Origin of the sequence: Psychrobacter sp. SHUES1 (assembly GCF_001652315.1) — a bacterium.
Lineage (GTDB): Bacteria > Pseudomonadota > Gammaproteobacteria > Pseudomonadales > Moraxellaceae > Psychrobacter > Psychrobacter faecalis.
Genome location: NZ_LXWA01000053.1, coordinates 84632 through 106515, shown reverse-complemented (window position 1 = coordinate 106515; position 21884 = coordinate 84632). Strand labels below are relative to the sequence as shown.

20 protein-coding genes are annotated in these 21884 nt (G+C 42.9%); 11 read left to right on the top strand and 9 right to left on the bottom strand.

Annotated elements, in window-relative coordinates; translation table 11 throughout:
* The first annotated feature begins 517 nt into the window (after positions 1-517).
* The 6 genes from A7325_RS07500 (at position 518) to A7325_RS07475 (ending at position 5881) form a co-directional block, all read left to right on the top strand.
* Positions 518-1126 (top strand): rhomboid family intramembrane serine protease, encoded by a 609-nt coding sequence (locus A7325_RS07500; RefSeq protein ID WP_068406432.1) that lies wholly within the window; start codon positions 518-520, stop codon positions 1124-1126.
* 106 nt (positions 1127-1232) lie between these two features.
* On the top strand, positions 1233-2189 hold the full coding sequence (locus A7325_RS07495) for a metallophosphoesterase (protein ID WP_068406431.1): 957 nt from the start codon (positions 1233-1235) through the stop codon (positions 2187-2189).
* Positions 2190-2308: 119 nt separating this feature from the next.
* A complete protein-coding gene (gene purE, locus A7325_RS07490; protein ID WP_082894341.1) occupies positions 2309-2887 on the top strand; it encodes a 5-(carboxyamino)imidazole ribonucleotide mutase in 579 nt (192 codons plus the stop codon).
* 219 nt (positions 2888-3106) lie between these two features.
* Positions 3107-4471 (top strand): 5-(carboxyamino)imidazole ribonucleotide synthase, encoded by a 1365-nt coding sequence (locus A7325_RS07485; RefSeq protein ID WP_068406426.1) that lies wholly within the window; start codon positions 3107-3109, stop codon positions 4469-4471.
* Positions 4471-4920: a DUF188 domain-containing protein gene (locus A7325_RS07480; protein ID WP_068406425.1), complete on the top strand. Its 450-nt coding sequence runs from the start codon at positions 4471-4473 to the stop codon at positions 4918-4920. Before A7325_RS07485 ends, A7325_RS07480 begins: the two co-directional genes overlap by 1 nt.
* A gap of 322 nt (positions 4921-5242) precedes the next feature.
* Positions 5243-5881, top strand: a complete 639-nt coding sequence (locus A7325_RS07475) for an NAD(P)H-binding protein (RefSeq protein WP_068406419.1) — start codon at positions 5243-5245, stop codon at positions 5879-5881.
* A gap of 146 nt (positions 5882-6027) precedes the next feature.
* Here the strand turns inward: A7325_RS07475 and epmA are convergent, their stop codons facing one another.
* The 3 genes from epmA to A7325_RS07460 all read right to left on the bottom strand — a co-directional run bounded on the left by epmA (position 6028) and on the right by A7325_RS07460 (position 9561).
* Entirely contained in the window at positions 6028-7053 is a 1026-nt protein-coding gene (epmA, locus tag A7325_RS07470) for an EF-P lysine aminoacylase EpmA (protein WP_068406417.1), read from the bottom strand.
* Between the two features lie 87 nt (positions 7054-7140).
* Positions 7141-8253, bottom strand: coding sequence for a 4-phosphoerythronate dehydrogenase (locus tag A7325_RS07465; protein ID WP_068406459.1), 1113 nt, complete (start codon positions 8251-8253; stop codon positions 7141-7143).
* Between the two features lie 150 nt (positions 8254-8403).
* Positions 8404-9561, bottom strand: a complete 1158-nt coding sequence (locus A7325_RS07460; RefSeq protein ID WP_068406415.1) for an AI-2E family transporter — start codon at positions 9559-9561, stop codon at positions 8404-8406.
* A 956-nt stretch (positions 9562-10517) separates the two neighbouring features.
* Here A7325_RS07460 and A7325_RS07455 point away from each other — a divergent pair.
* Both A7325_RS07455 and A7325_RS07450 read left to right on the top strand, forming a co-directional pair.
* Positions 10518-12221, top strand: coding sequence for an NAD+ synthase (locus A7325_RS07455; RefSeq protein ID WP_068406413.1), 1704 nt, complete (start codon positions 10518-10520; stop codon positions 12219-12221).
* A 295-nt stretch (positions 12222-12516) separates the two neighbouring features.
* The gene (locus A7325_RS07450) at positions 12517-13794 is read left to right on the top strand and encodes a hemolysin family protein (protein ID WP_068406411.1); all 1278 of its coding nucleotides are present in this window, start codon (positions 12517-12519) and stop codon (positions 13792-13794) included.
* Positions 13795-14015: 221 nt separating this feature from the next.
* On the opposite strand, the gene A7325_RS07445 is transcribed toward A7325_RS07450, so the two are convergent.
* Positions 14016-14780: a YggS family pyridoxal phosphate-dependent enzyme gene (locus tag A7325_RS07445; RefSeq protein ID WP_082894340.1), complete on the bottom strand. Its 765-nt coding sequence runs from the start codon at positions 14778-14780 to the stop codon at positions 14016-14018.
* A gap of 261 nt (positions 14781-15041) precedes the next feature.
* On the opposite strand from A7325_RS07445, the gene A7325_RS07440 reads away from it, so the two are divergent.
* Entirely contained in the window at positions 15042-16097 is a 1056-nt protein-coding gene (locus A7325_RS07440) for a type IV pilus twitching motility protein PilT (protein WP_068406410.1), read from the top strand.
* Between the two features lie 169 nt (positions 16098-16266).
* On the top strand, positions 16267-17388 hold the full coding sequence (locus A7325_RS07435) for a PilT/PilU family type 4a pilus ATPase (protein WP_068406407.1): 1122 nt from the start codon (positions 16267-16269) through the stop codon (positions 17386-17388).
* Positions 17389-17523: 135 nt separating this feature from the next.
* Here A7325_RS07435 and fur read toward each other — a convergent pair whose 3' ends face one another.
* Complete coding sequence (gene fur, locus A7325_RS07430) at positions 17524-17958, bottom strand: ferric iron uptake transcriptional regulator (protein ID WP_068406404.1); 435 nt, start codon at positions 17956-17958, stop codon at positions 17524-17526.
* 312 nt (positions 17959-18270) lie between these two features.
* On the opposite strand from fur, the gene A7325_RS07425 reads away from it, so the two are divergent.
* On the top strand, positions 18271-18690 hold the full coding sequence (locus A7325_RS07425; RefSeq protein WP_068406454.1) for an outer membrane protein assembly factor BamE: 420 nt from the start codon (positions 18271-18273) through the stop codon (positions 18688-18690).
* Between the two features lie 22 nt (positions 18691-18712).
* Here A7325_RS07425 and A7325_RS07420 read toward each other — a convergent pair whose 3' ends face one another.
* The 4 genes from A7325_RS07420 to A7325_RS07405 form a co-directional block, all read right to left on the bottom strand.
* Positions 18713-19111 (bottom strand): RnfH family protein, encoded by a 399-nt coding sequence (locus A7325_RS07420; RefSeq protein ID WP_227514961.1) that lies wholly within the window; start codon positions 19109-19111, stop codon positions 18713-18715.
* A complete protein-coding gene (locus A7325_RS07415) occupies positions 19099-20238 on the bottom strand; it encodes a hypothetical protein (RefSeq protein ID WP_068406401.1) in 1140 nt (379 codons plus the stop codon). The genes A7325_RS07420 and A7325_RS07415 overlap by 13 nt, the downstream gene beginning before the upstream one ends.
* Positions 20239-20508: 270 nt before the next feature.
* A complete protein-coding gene (locus tag A7325_RS07410) occupies positions 20509-21177 on the bottom strand; it encodes a c-type cytochrome (RefSeq protein ID WP_068406399.1) in 669 nt (222 codons plus the stop codon).
* A 362-nt stretch (positions 21178-21539) separates the two neighbouring features.
* Positions 21540-21875, bottom strand: a complete 336-nt coding sequence (locus tag A7325_RS07405) for a c-type cytochrome (protein ID WP_068406397.1) — start codon at positions 21873-21875, stop codon at positions 21540-21542.
* Positions 21876-21884: the final 9 nt, after the last annotated feature.

Genomic DNA, 21884 nt, shown 5'->3' with positions numbered 1-21884 from the left:
CACTGGTAGTTCTGCTTGCCATAGCTTTTTTTGCCGTGTATCGAAAAACTGGGACTGTGACAGTCGGGGCAATTGATCTGTATTTGTGTCTTCATAACCTCAAATATATCATCTTGCTTTGGCTGTCACCCTCCTTTCATCTCCTCAGCATACTTTCTGACACACCACCCTTTTTTTTAAAATTTCAACAAACGTAAAACTGGATAAATATCACCGATTAATGATTTATTTTTGGTAAATATTTATTCTGTCGTTAAACGTTACGGTCAGTATACGAAGCATTACTTAGTTGCCTGTTACGCTGTAATATTATTCAATATAAACGATTATTAAAGCATAATTTTGTCGTCTATTGGTTTTTGCCTTAGCATCACTGTTATTACTGTTATTACTGTTGGTGTAAGCCTTAGCTATTTTCAGCATCCATATTTAGTTATTTTTTATCCAACTTATTTGGTCTTTAAGCACTACGCTCTATAACACTGCCCCCTATCAGGCTCGGCCTAAGGACTCTCCTTTGTTCAACCACACGACGCTTATTATCATTATTACGGTTATTGTCAGTTTATTGGCGTGGCAAAACAAAACCCTGTTTAATCGCCTGATTTTTTATCCGCCGGCGGTGAATAACGGTCAATGGGATCGTTTTGTGACCCACGGCTTTATTCACGCCGATGCGATGCACTTGCTGTTTAATATGTTCACCCTGTACTTTTTTGGCCGGGCTATTGAAGGCTTATATCAGCCGTTTTTATTCGGTTATGGTTTTGTGGTTTTTTATGTGCTGGCTATCGTGATTGCCATGGTGCCAAGCTATCTTAAAAATAAAAAAAGCGCCAGTTATTTGAGCCTTGGTGCTTCGGGTGGGGTTTCAGCGGTGCTATTTGCATTTATTTTGCTGGCTCCGTGGGAAAAAATTTATCTATTCGCCATTATTCCTATTCCAGCGATAGTTTTTGCTGTCGCTTACGTCGCTTATAGTATTTACGCCGATAAACGCGGCGGCTCCAATATCAATCACATGGCGCATATGTGGGGCGGCGCATTTGGAGTGATTGCGACCATTATTTTAGAACCTCGCGTCTTGCCACACTTTTTAAATGCGCTATTGTCGCCTGGCCTTTAGAGCGGTTAGTTTTAGAATCTTTAGTTTTAAATTTGCTAATTGATAACGTTTGATGTTTTGCCCTAATTTGTATTTAACAACATGTTTAAGAATTTGATAAAGAATTATGATTATAGATATTATTGGTGATATTCACGGTTATGCAGACAAGTTGATTGGGCTGCTAAAACAATTGGGTTATGTGCATAATGGCAGCCACTTTGTACCGCCGTTAGGGCATCGGGCGCTCTTTATTGGTGACCTGATTGACCGTGGTTCGCAGCAGGTAGCTACTCTTGAAATTGTTTTTGCGATGCTAGATGCAGGCGTGGCCGATGCGGTGATGGGCAATCATGAATACAACGCCTTGGCTTTTGCGATGCTTGACCCAAAGCAGCCCGAGCGCTATTTACGCTCGCATAGCGATGTTCATGTACGCCAACATGAAGCGTTTTTAGCCGAAGTGTCCTTTGGCTCAGAAGCGCATCAATACTGGTTGCAGCGCTTTTATGAGATACCGCTTTGGCTTGAGACCGATTATGCCTGTTTTGTCCACGCTTGCTGGGATGTCGATAGCATGGCGGTATTAAAACCTTTATTAACTACTGATAATTGCCTAACCCCCGAAGCGGTCATTGCCAGCTCACAAAAACATAGCCCCGCCTATGAGGCGCTTGAGCGTGTGTTAAAAGGTGTGGAAACTGCGTTACCTGAAGGTTTGGTTATGGTCGATAAAGACGGTGCAGCGCGCTCACAAGTACGCGTGCGCTGGTGGCTTGATGAGCTAAATAAGCGGCCTATACATGAAATCGCCCGTGCGCCAAAATCGGGCTTGGCGCAGATTCCAAACGATGCCATGGCAGAGAACATTGAATTTGCCCTTAAAACGCACAAACCCGTGTTTGTTGGGCATTATTGGCTCACTGGCAATCCTGAACCATTGAGCAACCAAGTGGTTTGCACCGATTATTCAGCAGCCATAGATAGCGGTTATATGACCTGTTATCAGCTGGATACTGAGCTGCCATTACCATTGAAAGCCAGTAACTTTGTGCAATATCGCCATGATGAAGGCCCATTATAAATCGATAAAACCGCGACATAAAAAACTGCTATTTAGTCAGCTTTGACATTAAACGACAAACTTGGCTTTACGAAGGCAGCAAAACTTTTGTATGATGGTCTTTTTGAGGATATCAAAGCATGTGCACCACCTCCGCTACTGTGAACCCTACTACACAAAACGCTGCTATTGAGCAAAACGGCCCCATTACCTCCCCTGCTGGTCAACCAAAAGTTGGCATTATCATGGGCTCGCAGTCGGATTGGGCGACCATGAGTGCAGCGGCGCAGTTGCTTGCTGACTTTGATATTGCCTTTGAATGTGAAGTGGTGTCAGCCCATCGTACGCCAGATAGATTGTTCGATTATGCCAAAAGCGCGAAAAATAACGGTTTGCAGGTGATTATCGCTGGAGCGGGCGGCGCCGCGCATCTGCCCGGTATGTGTGCCAGTCAAACGCCGCTGCCTGTGTTTGGTGTGCCTGTTAAATCATCGATGCTTAGCGGTTGGGACAGTCTGCTTTCTATCGTGCAAATGCCAAAGGGCGTGGCTGTTGGCACCTTAGCCATTGGTACTGCTGGTGCCTATAATGCGGCCCTCCTTGCCATTCAGGTGCTGGCCTTGCATGATGAATCGCTTGCCACTAAGCTTGATAACATGCGTCAAGCGCAAACAGAGACCATTCTTGCAAGTCCAACACCCGGTATTATTAATCAATAAAGTAAGCAAGATGAGTTAACCTTTTAGCAAAAACTGCTGTTATCAATACTCTTGCTAGTAATATTTGATACTTACCATGCGCTAAACTTGATATTTATAGCCAAATGAGTTTTACTAAAGATAAGGTGCATACGGTGCACCTTTTCCTATTTCTAACCTTAATTTTTAGCCAATCATTTACTAAAAATCCTTATTCATTTTAAATGTAAAGAGCCTGCCATGACTACCGCCAATGCTTATCCTGTTACCCAAACCATCCGTACCATCGGTATTTTAGGCGGCGGTCAGCTTGGTATGATGCTCGCCCAAGCTGCCCTGCCGCTCGGTTATCAGTGCGTGTTTTTAGAAGACAACGCCGACTGCCCTGCCAGCCTTTACGGAAAAGTTTTTTCTAGCGAGCAATTAGATGAATTTATCGCGGCAGCTGACGTCTTTACTTTAGAGTTTGAAAACACGCCAACGGCGACTGTCGAGCAGTTAGCGCATCTATCAAAATCAGGCAGCAAACAAGGCATGTTTCCGCCACCGCTTGCCCTTGATATCGCCCAAGATCGCTTAAAAGAAAAAGGCATGTTTAATGAGCTTGATATCGCCACCGTACCATTTATGGCGGTCAATTCTGAAGCTGAATTGAAGCAAGCTTGCGCTGAGCTAGGATTGCCGATAGTGCTCAAGACCAGCCGCGGCGGTTATGATGGTAAGGGTCAGTTTGTCATCAAAGAAGACAGCGATATCAAAGCCGCTTGGCATGAGCTAAAAGACGCGGTTAGCGGTAAAGGTTCATTAACCCCAACGCCTGCGCCATTAATTGCAGAGGGCTTTATTAACTTTAGCCGTGAAGTGTCTATCATTGCCGTACGCGCGCAAAATGGTCAGGTGCGCTGCTATGATTTGGTCGAAAATCACCATCATCATGGTATCTTAGCCAAAACTCGCGCCCCAGCCGTTGGTACCAGCCATTTATTTCAGCAAGCAACCGATGCCATTACCACGGTGATGAATCACTTGGGTTATGTCGGTGTGATGGCGCTTGAGCTGTTTGTGAGTAAAGATGCGCGCGGTAACGATTATCTGCTAGCCAACGAGATTGCTCCGCGCGTCCATAACTCTGGACACTGGAGTATCGAAGGTGCGATTACCAGTCAATTTGAAAACCATATCCGCGCGGTGGTCAATCTGCCCTTAGGCGATACCGACAACGTCCATCCAGCAATTATGCTCAACGTCTTAGGTCAATATCCTGATATCAGCGCGGTGCTCAATATCGATGGCGCCCATTATCATAGCTACCATAAGGCTGAGCGCGAAGACCGTAAAATTGCCCATATCACCTTGATGCCAAATGACGTGGCGGATTTAGAACCTGCGCTAGCAAAACTGGTTGCCGTCTTACCAAATAAAGTGGGGCTTGATAAAAAACTGGCGCCAACCATGACCGATAAGCAAGCACTTGTATCTGTACCAGAGCAATCTACCAATGCCGAAACTGAGCGTACTTTAGAAAATACTAAAAGTGACGTGAAAGGTAGTCAAAAAGATGCCTTAGCAGAGGCATTATTAAAGACCGATAAGGCTGAGAAATAATGCAGATTTGGGTAGATGCCGATTCGGTGCCATTGATTGCTAAAGACTTAATCATCAAAACGGCTGAACGTACCCAAACGATGGCGATATTTGTTGCCAATCAGCCGATTAAATTGCGCAAATCACCGCTGCTTGTCATGACCGTGGTGCCGTCAGGGTTTGATAAAGCTGATGATTATATCCTCGAGCAAATCCAGCCAGGTGATTTGGCCATTACTAGCGACATTCCTTTGGCCAATGACATTTTGGATAAAGGCGGTATGGTTTTGACCACCCGCGGTGTGGTTTATGATAAAAACAATATCAAGCAAAAGCTCAATATGCGCGACTTTATGGATACCATGCGCGGTACAGGCGTGCTTGAATTGCAAGAAATGAGCGGGCATAAACCTTACGGCGACCGCGACAAGAAAGCCTTTGCCGATGGTCTTAATCGCTTGGTTCGTTAATTGGTGCAGTCATTTCTTTTACTTATCAATTTGAAAACCCTACTTTTTAAAACTTCTTAAAAAATTTCTTATCTCTCTAAATATTAACCTTCACAAAGTCCATTCTTGCAAACCCTATACACTCCATAACCAAACACTATGCAATCAGCACGCTTCATAACGAAGTGTGCTCGTCATTATTGTTAGGCTATATGCAGCTCTTAAAACAAATTATTTTAAAAAAATAGTTTTTGATTAAACGGTTCTTGAATAATCAGTTTTAAAACATAAATCTTTAAATAAAGATAAAGCATATAAAATTCATATAATAATAGGAATGATAATGAAAATATTAGTAATTGGCGCTAGCGGTCGAGTGGGTTCTGATTTGGTTAAACAACTATTAGCGGATAACCATCAAGTGATTGGCACAACCCGTCAAGATGAAAAATTATTTAGCGATAACAATTATAGTCAGTTAGATTTAGATATTACTGCTGAGAAAGACGCCATTCAACAGCAAATTAAATCAGATATCGATGCGGTTTATTTTGTTGCCGGCTCTGGTGGGAAAGATGTCTTAGAAGTCGATTTGCATGGCGCGGTTAAGACGATGCAAGCGGTTCAAGATAAAGGTATCAAACGCTATATCATGCTAAGCACGGTATTTTCCCTAGATACCAGTAAATGGAACCAGCCTGGTATTGCCGATTTAAAAGAATACTATATCTCTAAGCATTACGCCGATCAGTGGTTGGTTAAGAATAGCAGTCTTGATTACACCATTGTACAAGCAGGTGCGCTAAAAGAACGCGCTGGTACGGGTAAAATCATTATTAATGATGATAATGCGGGCGAAAACGCTATTGAAGATGTGGCCATGACGTTAGCAGCGGTACTTAATGCTGATAATACGATTAAAAAAGTCTTTAGTATGCATAATGGTGAGACTGCCATCGATGCAGCGCTGGCTAAACTTTAGTAAGTAAAAGCTATAACAAATAATAAGTAGTTTGTAGTGTAATAAAAAGTACAAAAATAAAAAAACACGTAAGCCCTGGTTTACGCGCTTTTTTCTTATGGGTTTTTTAATCATTGGCGACTATGTCAAAATCTACTAGCAAGCAACTAAGCTAGGCCACTTGGAAATGGAATGACGTCTTCTAAGCTGCTAGCGCCTGTGATGACCATCAGTAATCTATCAATACCGACAGCGATACCGCTACAAGGTATTAAGTCATCAGATGCTGCTAATAAATGCTCATCGATTGGCATTTGCGGCAGATTATGCTGCTTGCGCAATTGATTATCACGCTCAAATCGCGCTCTTAACGCCTGCCCGTCCGCCAGCTCATCATAAGCATTGGCAATTTCAATACCGTTAATATACAGCTCAAAGCGCTTGGCCACTGTATTACCGTCTTTATCGATGGCCGTCTTTGCTAGTGCTGCCGTCGCAGGCGGATATTCTATAATCAATGTCGGCAAATCGTGCCCCAAATTTGGCTCGACGGCATGACTAAACAATAAATCTAACCAACTTTGGCGAATATCTTCTTCACTATTGCTGGCACCATTTTCTGCACTATTAAAATCAAACCCTGTTAAACCTTTGTCTTCTGCCACCGCTTGTAGCGCGGCAAGATTCGCCGTTAAGGGATGAATACCCACAAAATCCATAAAGGCATCGACGTAACGATAATGGCTTAGCACAATCGGATAACCGTAAAGCGCTTCCAATAGCTCGCCCAATTCAGTGCCCATGTCCTCTAGACTATAGTTCGGCTGATACCACTCAAGCATAGTAAATTCAATATTGTGGCGCACGCCTATCTCGTTATCACGAAATACCGGACAAATCTGATAAATGGGCATCTGCCAGCTGGCAAGTAGGCGCTTCATGGCAAACTCAGGCGACGTATGCAGATAATAGGTACAAGGTTTATCTTGATACGTGACCTGCGCCGCTACCGACTGTAAAAAGGTATCGGTATTACCCGCTTGTGAGAGCAACGGCGTCTGCACTTCAAGCACGTGGCGACTGGCAAAAAACTGCCGAATAGCATTGATAAATTGCGCGCGCCTTTGTGCCATCGCTAATGTCATCGTTGGCGCATAACTGGGTTTAGAGGAAAGGTTATTTGCTTGGGTCATTACTCTCTACTGTAGTTTTCGAATAAAAAATCAAATAATTAAAATAGGCTTTGAAATTGAGTTTTAATCTTTAAAGCTGGTTGTCTTCTAAAACTGCCATTCGCGACGTAAATGATAATCTCGGCGCAATTGATCAAAGTCAGTACCCTTTATTTGTCCGTCTATTAATTTATCTCGCAGTGCCGCATCATCTGCCATGATGTCATAAAATTTCACCAATCTATCTGGATGCGCCTTTAATTCAGACCATAAAAACATATTGAGTGGCAGCAATTTATGCATGGTTTGCACAGGGGTCACTGTTAATTTTTCACACAGCGCATCATAAATCATTTGCGTACCGCGGAGCTTACCCTCCAAGGTATAGCCAGCAATATGTGCTGTGGCAATCGCAAGTTTCGATAGCAAACTTTCCGCTATCTCAGGCTCATGCTCAAACACATCAAGCACCACTTGGCGTCCAGTACGGGCAATATCTGCCTGCAAATCACCGGCATTAATCACTGGTCCACGCGCGCTATTAATCAACAAAGTATCTACTGGCATCGCAGCCAATGCTTCTTTATCAATTAAATGACGAGTTGGATAGTCGCTACCATTAGGATTAGTGGCATCTTTTTTATCGGTTAACGGCACATGCAAGCTAATTACATTACTTTGGCTCAATACTTGCTCAAAGCTGGCGTTATTGATGTTCGATGCAGGCAGTAGCGGATCGTAACCCAATACTTGCCAGCCTAAATCATGGGCATATTGCGCAAGAGTACTACCAATATTACCCAGTCCGATAATGCCCAAGGTCGCGGGCGGCGTCGATTGCTGCCAATATTGCGGACGTAAAGTTAAGATAGCGGTCAATACGTACTGCGCAACCGAGTGCTTACTGCAACCTGCGGCATTGGCAAAGGTGATATTGCGCGCTGCCAAATAGGCTTGATCGACATGGTCGGTTCCAATCGTCGCCGAACCAACAAATTGAACGCTATTATTGTTTGCCAATAGCGGCTCGCCTACTGGCGTCACCGAGCGTATCAACAGCACATCAGGTTGACACTCTGCAAGCAAATCGGCATTGATCGCGCGCCCAGCAACGCTAATAATATTTACTGGTCGTTTATTATGTTGCCCAAGCGTCGACGCATTAAAAAACTCATCAAGGCTAGCGATATTGCTATCAGCAACGATAGTTAGAGGACGCATATTTTCATTATTTGAAGCGCTCGCATGTGGCATTTTTAAACATCCCTATTTCTAAAGGTTTATTATCAATGATTGCTGGATTAGCAAGGTGTATTTTTTATAGGTTGGTTTTAATAGTTTTTAAATTGCTGTTTAAATTAAGCACATACCCTAATCCGTAGAAACAATATTTTCGTCTTTATTATTTTGTGCCGTAACTTTTGGTTGCAGCTGGGCGTCAGCAAGCATATCTTCGTGCTGCGCAAATAAATCATTCTTATGCTGCGATATCCATTCACGCCATACTGCAAGGCCGATTGCCAATACCACAGGACCAATAAACAAGCCGACAAAACCAAACGCCGTCAGACCGCCCAATACTCCGATGAAAATAATAATAAAAGGAATTTTGGTCGCACCGCTGATGACGATAGGACGTATAAGATTATCAACCCAGCTGATAACCAGTATACCCCAAAGCGCCAAACCAATCCCTTCTACGGTATGACCTTGGCTTAATAACCAAATCGATACCCCGCCCCAAACAAATGGCGTACCAAATGGGATTAAAGCGATAATAAAAGTGACAATGGTCAGTAGAATAGGACTTGGTGCACCAGCGAAATAATAACCAATACCAGCGAGCAAAGCCTGAGCCAATGCGGTCAAACCAATGCCATAGACTACCGCGCGCGTGGTCGTACCGACCGAATCAATATAACCATCGATGCGATTGCCAATGATATTGCGTAAGGCTTGGCGGATTTGACGTACCAAACTGGTACCATCGCGATAAAAGAAAAACAGCGTCATCAGCGCCATCCCCATTTTGGCAAGACCACTGAAAACGACATCGAACGCGACTTTGCCATAATATAGATGCGACTGTACCCACAGACGAAAGGCCTCTAGCGTGCCTTCTGGGTTTTTATTAATTCTCCACAACACATCTTTGACTTGCTGTCCGATGACGGGTAAGTCCTTGATAGAGTCTGGCACATCCAAATAGCCAACCTTGATACGATAAATTAAGTTGCTAATCAGGCTTAAGGCTTCTTGCTGCAAAATAAAGATACCAGCAACGAGCGGCAGACCTATCATCAATGTGATGCTCACCGTCATAATAGCGGCGCTAAAGTTTGAGCTAAAGCGAACGCGCTGATGAAAAAAATTATAAATAGGAAAGGTGACGTACGCCAAAATCGCTGCCCACAGTGCCGGTACAATAAAAAACTGTACGACTTGAAAGCACAATACAATCAGCACCACCAGCAAAGTAATAGCCAATAAGCGCTGAATAATAAATTCTTTTGTCCAGTTTTCGATCATAGCGTATAAACCAAGAGCGGGCAGCAGACAGCCAATTTGGCGCTGCTGTAACGTTTATAAATAGGTGGATAAAAATCACAGACCGTGTCCATTATTTATATCCCTTAGCGAGTGTGTTGCGTTATAAATTCTACGTTGTCAGCTTTGCGAGATATTTGCTTCATAAATTAGGCGAAATCATTGCGGAAAATAAGTCTAATAATAGCGCTACCGTACCATAGCGCGCTTTTATAAACATGTTATTTGGTTATAAAAAACAGTATTCATCTATAAAAATAATTGTGATTCATAAAATCGCTCTTAACTTGCCATTTCTCTATATTTAGAAGAGTAAGCCCAAACATAATAACGGCTTATTATGCCTCAAAGCCTGCCAAATAAATAAGGCTATGTTGTAATCTTTACTTACAATTACCTGCACGCTATCGGCACCAATATTATTAAGTATTAATAGGTACTTTCAAAAATACCTTATTAGAATCATTGCTTTAAAACAATAGTTATTTATCTGCTTTTTAATTACTTGTACGCTGACAACTTGCGCGCTAAATCACTGTGCAGTTCTATTTGTGCAGACAATTGATGTTATACTAAAGGGATTAATTTGCACATTTAAACGCTGTTAAGCAGGTTTGCTGTTATTGGTTTATAGCAAAATCAGCCCTAGCGTTATTAACACTATTTCTGAAAACCTTTATTGATTGCCCTATTCTAAGCGGTTTTAAGCACTACCATTTAGAGCAGCGCCGCATATTTTAGTAATACCGATATTCATTGTATTAATGGCTATCCAAGTGCCGCGCTCAGCATAGGCTCACGATTTATGAGCCTTGATATGGGGGCATAAGTGCATACTCATATTTTGCATTACTTTCATAACCTATTTTGCTTTGGTTTTATTTAAAACCCAGCTAGATTCAATACATTTACACAACCTATTGATAGGAACAATAACAATGTCAAAAGACACCACCAAAGATACTGACAATCCCAACTTTAATTCGTCAAACGAGGCCAATACAGGCTCTAAATCGCAAGACAGCGTTACTTTTGCGTTAGCACAATCGCATTTTTTGGTCGGCGATATCACCGCCAATGCTGAAAAAATGCGCGCCCTTGCCCTACAAGCCCGTGAGCAAGGCGCTGATGTCATCATTTTCCCAGAGCTTGCTTTATTAGGCTATCCTCCGCAAGATTTGCTGCTACGTCCTAGCCTATCTGGCCGTGTCAAAAGCGCGCTGTCTAGCCTGAGTGATATCGATGATATCGTGATGATCGTGGGCTATCCGCATGTCGATCATCATGGTACCTTTAACTCGGCTGCGATTTTGCATAACGGTCATCAAAAAGGCTTTTATCATAAGCAAATCTTACCAAATTATGGCGTTTTTGATGAGCGTCGTTATTTTGATAAAGGTCGCAATCAAGTCTTATTTGACTATAAAGGCATCACCATTGGTCTGCTAATCTGCGAAGATTTGTGGGAAAAAGGTCCGATTGCCGAGCTTAAAAAACAAGGTGCTGACCTTGTGGCCTGCTTAAATGCCTCACCGTTTGAAATTGAAAAACAAGACAATCGTAAAACCATGCTCGCCAAACGTAGCCGCGAAAATAACTTGCCGATTATTTATCTTAATGCCGTTGGCGGGCAGGATGATTTGGTATTTGACGGCGGCTCTATGGCCATCCAATCTGACGGCAGCGTTGCTCATGAAGCGTCGCGCTTTATGAATCAGTTTATGCTGACGACGTTTGACGTAAAAACCGCAAAATTCGATACGCAAACAAAAGCGCCGTTGTCATTGAGCCGCGAGTCGGAGATGTACCAAGCGTTGGTCGTCGGTTTGCGTGATTATGTCAACCTATCCGGCTTTACTGGTATTATCGTTGGCTTGTCGGGCGGTATTGATTCTGCGTTAACCTTGTGTATCGCTGTCGATGCGCTGGGCGCTGATAAAGTTTATGCGGTAATGATGCCGTACGAATATACTTCTCAAATCAGTTTAGAGGACGCGCAAGCGCAAGCGCGCCGCTTAAACGTTTCTTATACGGTTTGCCCGATTTTTGATGCCGTTGAAGGCATCCGTCATACTTTAGCGCCATTATTTAACAAATCGCCTGCTGATACCACCGAAGAAAATATCCAAGCGCGCGCTCGCGGTGTGGTACTAATGGCCTTGTCTAATAAATTTGGGCATTTAGTCATCACTACGGGTAATAAATCAGAGCTAGCAGTTGGTTACTCGACTTTATACGGTGATATGGCAGGTGGTTTTGACGTACTAAAAGACGTTTATAAAACGCAAGTTTATAAGCTTGCCAGCTACCGCAACCGTTTAGAAGACACGCCAGTTATTCCTGAGCGCGTCATCATACGTCCGCCATCGGCTGAGCTACGTCCTGATCAAGAAGACCAAGACAGCTTGCCAGACTATGACGTGCTAGATGGTATTTTGATGTCGTATATCGACGAAGATATGGGCTATCAAGATATTGTCGATAAAGGATTTGATGCCGATTTGGTCGCTAAGGTGATTAAGATGGTTGATAATAGCGAATTCAAACGTGCTCAAGCGCCGATTGGGACTAAAATCAGCCATAAAGCCTTTGGCCGTGAACGCCGTTTTCCTTTAGTCAATAAATGGTCGATAAAAGGCTAAGCGTCAACGACTAAAGTTGCTATTTCAATCTTTTAGATGTCTCTGTAGTCTGAATACACTATCCTTTAGATAAAGGCTAAAAGGTTGAATAACTTTACGTTTCTATATAATTTGATATAATATAATCAGAATGTTTTATAATAAGCTGGGTACTTACCCAGCTTTTTTAGTTTTTATTGATAAAGTTTTCTTTATATAAAACTCTTTGAATAAATAATTAAACCCAGTTCTCTACTTTTCTATATTTCAACTACTTTCAATTTAACTACCCTACCTATCGTTATCCGAGTCCGTCATGAGTTTGCTAACCGCTAGTATTTTTCTTTTATTATTACTGGCTTTGAGTGCCTTTGTTTCTGGGGCAGAAATTGCTATCGCTGCTGGTCGCAAGATTAAGCTGCAAATCATGGCAAAAGAAGGTGAAGTCCGCGCCCTTGATGTCCTGCATATGCAAGAAAATCCTGGTGGATTTATTACGGTAGTGCAAGTCGTGCTTAATGCTGTCGCCATTTCAGCTGGTGCGGTTGGTGAGTCGGCGATTAGCCCGTATTTACAGCTGTTAGTCAAGAATGAAGCGGTGTCATCGGTTATCTCTTTCGTCGTGATTACCAGCTTATTTTCCCTACTTGCCGATTTGATGCCCAGACGTTTGGCGATGTCTAATGCAGAAGTTTTTGCAGTGCGGCTGGTACGCCCTATGATGGCGCTGACATTTATTTTTAAGCCCGTTATTTGGGTCTTTGATGGCGCAGCAAACCTGATTTTTGAGTTTTTTAGTATCTCAACCACACGCCAAGATGATATGACGCCAGAAGACATCTATGCGGTGATGGACGCGGGCGCCGAAGCTGGGGTAATTAAAAAACAAGAACATCATTTGATTGAAAATATCTTTGAGATGCAAGAACGTACCGTTACTTCGGTCATGAATCCGCGTGAGCATATCGTCTATTTTGATAGCAAAACCAGCACCGAAGAAGTGGTTGAGGTAATGATTGCCCAGCCACATAATAAGTTTTTAGTCTGCGAGGAAGACGATTTAGAGCAAATTATCGGCTATGTAGAGTCGCGCAGCTTTCTAGCTTTGGTGCTCAATCAGCAAGAAGTTAGCCTAACCGATAAAGCGCTATTAAAACCGGCGTTATTTGTACCTGACACCTTGTCTTTGTTTGAAGTGTTGGAGATGTTTAAATCGACCGGCGCTGACTTTGCCGTGATCGTCAATGAATATGGCTTGGTAGTTGGTGTCATTACCCTACGCGATGTGATGAGTATTGTCATGGGTGAGCTAGTCACGGTTGAGGAGCAGCCTATCGTGCAACGTACTGATAATTCTTGGCTCATCGATGGTATGACGCCCATTGAAGATGTGGTTCGCGCGCTCGATATCGTTAATTTACCGCACAGTCAAAACTATGAAACCATTAGCGGCTTTATGATGTATATGCTGCGTAAAATCCCTAAAAAAACCGATACCATCGAATACGCCAACTATCGCTTTGAGATAATCGCGACTGACAATCTGAAAATTACCCAGCTACTCGTCACTAAACTTGAAGAAAAAGTTTTGTAAAAGCTGCATTTTAAAGTGCACTTCACGATAAATAACCGTATAAATTTAGAGAGTTTGAACCCCACTCTCAACTTATTTTTCTAAGGTATTGGTTTACTTAGTTTTTAAAATTTCAGTTAAAACAATTAAAATTTTAAATTCTATAAAAATCAAAGGCCTACGATAAGTTGAGATTGGCGTAGTTTGACCCTCAATTAATGGATTTAATGACATTAGAATAATCAGCCACGCGCGCCAAATATGGCTGTGCCAACGCGTACCATCGTAGAACCATTGGCAATCGCGGCGCTCATATCATCACTCATGCCCATACTCAGCGTATCCCACTGCTTTAATTCCGGATATTCTCGCTTGATACTGTCAAATAATTGTTTGGTTCGAGCAAAGGCGTCGGTATTAGCTTTCGCTGGAATAATCATCAGCCCGCGCAATTGCAAGCGCTCGTAATCTTTAATCGTGCTTATCAAGTTTGGCAGCTCAGCTGGCAAACATCCTGACTTACTGTCCTCGTTATCAATATTGACTTGTATCAACACATTAAGCGCTGGCAGCTCGGCTGGGCGCTGCTCATGTAAACGTTTGGCGATAATCTCACGCTCAAGCGTTTGCACCCAATCAAAATTCTCAGCAATATCACGGGTTTTATTACGCTGGATACTGCCAATATAGTGCCAAACGATGTGTTCGCATTGTGGCTGTTGTCGTAAAGCTTGTATTTTCTCAATAGCCTCTTGCAAGTAGTTTTCACCAAAATCTCGTTGCCCTTGACGCGCCAACGTCGCAATCATCTCAGCAGGTTTGGTTTTAGACACTGCTAATAAAGTGATCTCGTCTTTCTGCCTTTGCGCCTGTACAGATGCTTGCGCCACCTGCTCGCTTACTTGCTGCCAATTTGCAATCAATTCTGCCGCATCAAAATCATCTTCATTGTTTTTTTTATCAGCTAAACTCGTAGCGTTGTTTTGTGGTGTAGAGGTAGTGTTCATAAAAAACTCACAGAAATATTAGGTGATTATTTTATTAATTATAAATAGAAGGAGCTATGAAATTAAGCAGTTAAAATTTTGATAAAAAACAGACATAAACTTATATTAACAAAACAAAGTATATTTGGATTATTTTTACATTTTATGCATATAGTAGATGGTTAAATAGTGGCATAGAATCGTAAAGTATCATAATTTCTAAGCGTTTCTTTGTCCATTCTTGTTTGGCTCATTTTTGTCTATCAATAGGGATATTCCACTATGGCTGAAAAGCATCGTTTAAACATCGAAGACTTGTTGCGCTTTACCGTTAAGCACAAAGCGTCGGATTTACATATTTCAGCCGGTATGCCAGCGATGATTCGTGTCGATGGTGAGATGACCCGTATTAATATGCCTGAAATGACGCATCAAGTGGTGCATCAGCTTATTTATGACATCATAAATGATAAGCAACGCGCTGACTTTGAAGAGTTCTTTGAGACCGACTTCTCTTTTGAGATTCCAAATCTAGCACGTTTTCGTGTCAACGCCTTTAATCAAAACCGCGGCGCTGGCGCTGTTTTTCGAACCATTCCTTCTAAAGTTCTCACTATGGAAGACTTAGGTATGGGTGACGTCTTTAAACGAGTATCCGACTTTAAACGCGGTGTGGTACTGGTCACGGGGCCAACGGGTTCAGGGAAATCTACCACGCTTGCTGCCATGATCGATTATATCAATGAAACCCGTAAAGAGCATATTTTAACCATCGAAGACCCGATTGAATTTGTTCATGAGTCTAAAAAGAGCTTGATTAACCAACGTGAAGTCCACCGCGATACTTTGGGTTTCGAGCCAGCATTGCGCTCGGCTCTACGTGAAGATCCAGACGTTATCCTCGTTGGTGAGTTACGTGACCTTGAGACCATTCGCTTGGCATTGACCGCCGCTGAAACAGGGCATTTGGTCTTTGGCACCTTGCACACCAGCTCTGCTGCCAAAACCATTGATCGCGTGATTGACGTCTTCCCTGCAGCCGAAAAAGATATGATACGGGCGATGCTCTCAGAGTCGCTACAAGCGGTCATCTCACAAACGCTACTACGCCGCCAAACCGGCGGACGTATTGCTGCTCATGAAATCATGCTGGGCACGCCTGCGATTCGTAACTTGATACGTGAGAATAAAATCGCGCAGATGTATTCTGCTATCCAAACTGGTGCTGGTGAAGGCATGATTACTCTTGATCAAACGCTTAAAAACTTGGTTTCAAAAGGCACAATCAGTAAAGATGTCGCTCGCCCTTATGCCAAGCAGCCTGAAGCCTTTATTTAGTATGGGTTTACATAGTATTAAAAGTTTTAATATAAATTTTTGTTAAAGTTATAGGTAAACGATGAAAAACTCTTACTCAGCTTTAGTTATTTTAACGGTTGTTGTTATTGCCCGCTTTAAAAGTTTATTGCAGCAGTTTTAAACTATATATTCCAAATGTAGGTACGTTATGGACATTGATAAGCTTTTACAATTAATGATTAATAAAAACGGCTCTGACCTTTTTATTACTGCTGATGTCGCGCCGTCCATGAAAATCAATGGCAAAATCTTGCCGGTGGGTAAAACGCCGTTAACCGCTGAGCAAACCATGAGATTGGTCAAAGGGGTGATGACCCCAAGCCAGCAAAAAGAATTTGACGAAACCAACGAGTGTCAATTTGCGATTTCAGATCAAGCGCAGCAAGCGCGCTTTCGGGTAAGTGCTTTTATTCAGCGCGACATGGCAGGGATGATTTTACGGAAAATCGAAAATAAAATCCCGACCGTTGAAGAGCTACGCCTGCCCCCAGCGCTAAAAGAGCTGGCCATGAAAAAGCGCGGTATTATTTTGTTGGTTGGGGCTACAGGTACGGGTAAATCAACTACCCTTGCGGCGATGATTGGCCATCGTAACCAGAATTCACACGGTCATATTATTACCATCGAAGATCCGATTGAGTTTGTGCATAAGCACCGCGGTTGTATCATTACCCAGCGCGAAGTTGGTATCGACACCCATTCTTTTGAGGCAGGTCTTAAAAACACCTTGCGCCAAGCGCCTGATGTGATTTTGATTGGTGAGATTCGTAACCGCGAAGTCATGAGCTACGCGATTCAATACGCTGAAACGGGGCATTTGGTCTTTGCAACTTTACACGCCAATAACGCCAACCAAGCGATTGACCGTATCATTCACTTTTTTGAAACCAGTCGCCATAATCAGTTGTTTATGGATTTATCATTAAACTTGCAAGCTATTATCGCTCAGCAATTGATTCCAACGCCTGATGGTAAAGGACGCCGCGCCGCTATTGAGATTTTATTAAACTCACAGCTGATCAGCGACTACATCCGTAAAGGCGAGGTGCACGAAATCAAAGATGTCATGACGCGCTCACGTGATAGCGGCATGCAAACCTTTGACCAAGCGCTGTTTGATTTATATAAAAATGGTGAAATCACTTATAAAGAAGCCATTCTGCACGCTGACTCCCCTAACGATTTACGCTTAAAGATTAAGTTAAGTGGTAAAAATGGCAACGTCAACTTAGATGAAGGCGCCGATAGTTTATCGTTAGATATCACTTGATATGGCACTACTTACCTAGAATTCCCCATAAAAAAGCCCTCATCAAATGTGAGGGCTTTTTTGGCGTTTAAGTTAATACTTGAATAGTAATAGACTATAAATTATCAATATCAGATAATTTTTTTTCTAAAACGCTTACTTAGCGTTGTCTCTACAGGCTTGATTATCACAAATACCGTACAGCACCAAAGAATGACCAGATAGCTTAAAGCCATGCTCTGCCGCTACTTTGGTCTGCTCTTCTTCAATGGTTTTGTTATGGAACTCGACGATTTTGCCGCAGACATCACAAACCAAATGGTCATGATGCTCTTCTTGAGTAATCTCAAACACTGATAAATTGTTTTCAAAGTTGTGGCGCTCAACGATACCCGCTTGCTCAAACTGGGTTAATACGCGATAAACGGTTGCCAGCCCCACATCTTCACCTTGGTCAATCAGTGCTTTATATACCTCTTCAGCACTCATATGATGCAGCTCCGCACTTTCGAGCAGCTCTAAAATTTTGATACGTGGTAACGTTACCTTTAAACCCGCTTTACGTAAATCTTGATTGGTAAAAGAAGCCATAATATCCCTTCTGACTATGAAAGTCTTAGCAAATGAATTCAAAAAACAGGAGTTAAATAAACATCAATAGTTAATAATAAGTGCTGATAAAATATAAAAACAATAAAAAATGAACGATTATGCAGAGCATTTTTTGCGAAAAATCGCTGCCAAGTGTTTGAATTTAAAATATAAATAATAAAGGCGGTAAAATAGCACTTGGTAAATAATGTCGTAAGTGGTAGGCAATTGCAAGTAAATGACGTATCATTTGTGCAAGATTGCCTGCAAGACCCACATTATCGGTTTTTAGCGGCGCCTAACCCATTTTTTATGAGTCATTTTACCATGATAAAGACCTTTAATTTTCGTTCGTTAAGCTCTGCAAACGCATTACGTAAGATTGCCATGACGACTATGCTCGGTGCTACTGTGGCTATGTCTGGCTGCTCGTTACTGAGTGTCTATAAGATTGACTTGCCCCAAGGCACTGCCATTACCCAAGCGCAAGCGCAAAAAGTGCAAGTGGGTATGAATCAAAATCAGGTGCTTTATATTCTTGGTAGCCCAGCAATCAGAGACACGCTCGCGCCAAAACGCTGGGACTACATTTACGACTATAAAGCCGGAACAGAAGGTCGCCGTAAAGGTATCGCCGATGTCAAAAATGCCAGCCAGCATTTGATTGTTTATTTCGATGATAATGGTATAGTGACCCGCATTGAAGGTATCGATAGCCTGCCTGCATCATAAGTCTGATAGAAATTTCTAAAAACTAACCGCGAGATTTATTTTTGCGCTGAGACATGGGATCAGCGCTTAAGCTGCGATATACCTCTACCCGATCAGACGGCTGCAATATATAATTGAGTGGCTGCTTTTGCGCGTATACCCCAACATGCCAGCGCTTAGCCGTTGGCGTCATCGTATTGGCAACCTGCTCGCACCAGCTTGCTAGCTCTTCAAACTGTTTTAGCCAACCTGCCTGAGCCAAGGCCTCATACAAAGTTGTGCCCTGCCTAACTTGAACAGTTTGATAATGCTGACGCGTCGCCTCTTCTGCATACGCCAGAAATACTGTTATCAAATCACTCTGCTCAGCCTGAGTTAGGTTAACGTTAACCTCATCTTTATCAGCTGTACTATGGTTAGCAGCAGTCCTCAGCTTAACCACTGCATCACCCAACCGATTAACGCTAACAGTAATGCCAGCGGCACAATAAGGCGTATCGCCACCCGCCACAAGTTATAAAAAGCTTCATTGCCAAAGTTTAAAGACTTACGCAAGTGGCTAATTTTCATCTGCCAACCAGCAAAGACGGACAATAACAGCACGGCGATACTACTGATAATCACCAAAATACCGACTAGCCAATTGGTCGGTATGGCGACAACTAACAATAGCGCTAGCACAAACGTTAACACCACACTGACTAGCAAACCAAATTTATGCGCCAATTGCTGCGTACTATAATGGAGCAAATAGCTGACCACAAACAGCACCCCAACCCAATAAAGTAACTGCCCAATCGGTGGTAGCGCCATGCCACTGATAAATAAAGCGACCACACCAACCACTAGCTGTAATATCCAAATCGGTAATACCAGCTTGGTTGCGCGATATGCTTGCGCGGCACTATTACGAGTGGTTTGCGCATTGTGATTATCAGCCCTTACCGCCGTGACCGTTTGCTTGCTCACTAGGTGTTGACCAAACCAGTATAAACCTGTACCCGCACCGACGCTCACTAATGCCAACGCCACGGCGCGCGCCCACTCGCTCAAGCTGACATCGGTCATGGCAAAAGCGATATTTGGCAGACCGTTGGCCACACCCAATAATAAACCGACCAGCATTAAACCCAAGCCTATTGGTAACGGTGCCACGCCTAGTAAGCTTAATAAGACGGCGATAACCATCAATCCTGCAGCAATGGCGAAGCTTGGTATATTAGGTACGCTATTGAGCTCCGTCAAGGCGGCTAAAATGCCGGTGCTTGCTCCCGATATGACAAGCGCCGCAATGAGGATAGAAACCAGTGCCGCGAGCCAACCAAAACTGCGCCAAAAGGTGCTGGCATCGGCTTCACGCGTAAGCTTTTGCATACCCGCTAAAGGTGCTTCAGCGCTACGATAAGCCAACGCAATTTCCGCATACACAACGGGCAGCGAAACCAATACCATCGCCACAAGCCACAGCAACCAAAAGTCAATCTCGCCTATGGATGCGGGCGCAAACCAGCGAAATAACAATAGCGGTAGCAACGCGGCGATAAAGTAAGAAGCATAGCGAATCATCATAATCTAAATCCAAGCGATTCAAAGTGAATAATAGTTAAGGCTATAAAGTACTGATAGACATCTATATTTTCTATGATAGCGTCATATGAAAGCGCTTAATTCTTATAAGGGTTATCAAAGCTTATGCAAATTATATAAGGACTAACAGTTATAAAAAAACCCCGAAATCGGGGTTTAAGAGCTAAATCATAACGGCGGCAGCAAATTGCTTCACTTATTATATAATCTCACTAAGCGCGTCAAAGTGCGAGCCGCTACATAGGTAGCAGATTAGTGAATCGCGCTCACATAATCTGACAAGATACGAATATCGCGATCAGATAGTTTTGCCGCAACCATCTGCATCATACCCATCTCGCCTTCTTTTTCCGCATCGTTAACACGTTTTTGCTCATCGCTATCGATATCATCAACACGACCAGCAGCACGGAAAAGCTTTAGCTGAGTGGCAATATATTCAGCGTGCTGTCCGCCTAAACGCGGAAATGCAGCCCAAACGTTACCCGCAGCATCTGGACCATGACAGCCTGCACAACCGATCACGCCACGGGATTTGTCACCACCTAAAAACAGCTTAGTCGCTTCTTGCGTCGTCGCAGGATTACCAAATGCGACGCCCCAAGGTTTTTGGCTGGCATAATAGCCTGCGACGTTGGCTAAATCTTGCTGAGATAAATTGGCAACTTGTGACTGCATGATACCGTTTTTACGGTAGCCTGATTTAAAATTGACCAATTGCTTATATAAGTACTTTACGTTTTGACCGCCAAGATTCGGCTGGGCTGGCACAGGACTGACACCATCAACACCATGACAAGCCGCACAAACGGTTTCGGCAATTTGCTTACCTGCATTGACGTCATGTTCAGGAACAATAATAGCAGCTTGTACGCTGAAACTTGCAACACATAAGCTGGCGGCAGCGATTAACTTTTTCATTGATACAAATCCTACTAACTCGACGTAAGCATTATTTAGAGTGATTGCATTATCAAAAGCCGCACCCACTACAAAGATAGCATCTAATCAGCTACGCTATGTATTACGCGGTCTTTATCACAAGCAGCCCGAAAGTACTTACTAATATCAGGGTTTATTTTGGATTATTATAGCAAGACTTTTTACTATTTGCCTACTTAATCGTAGCATTGGTTATTTTTTCTGGCTGTTCGATATTTATTCACTTAATAAAAAAACAAAAAGCGCAATAGGTTTACTCACCCTGCGCCTCGTATCATTTATCATTACATTTATTTAGCCATACAAAACTACTTACTGCTTGGCTATTTATTATTCATTTACTACTTGCTCATATACTCGATAAGCTTACGGTAATCGTCATCGCTACAGTCTTGGCATAAGCCGCCCGCTGGCATTTGAATCATGCCATTTTTGACAGACTTAACCAGCGCTGGCATACCTTTTTGTTTGATAAGCTGTTGCCATTTGGCACTATCGCCTTTTTTAATCGCATTAAGTGCGCCACTATCGTGACAGGCGGCACATGAGTTATTATAGGATGTTGCAATATCGGCGGCGCCTGCACTACTGATCGTCGCCATACCAATGATTAAAGCAGCACTACTGGCAGCTAAGAAACGATAGCTTTTGGCAAAAATGTCGGTGATTGAGAACATAAGACACCT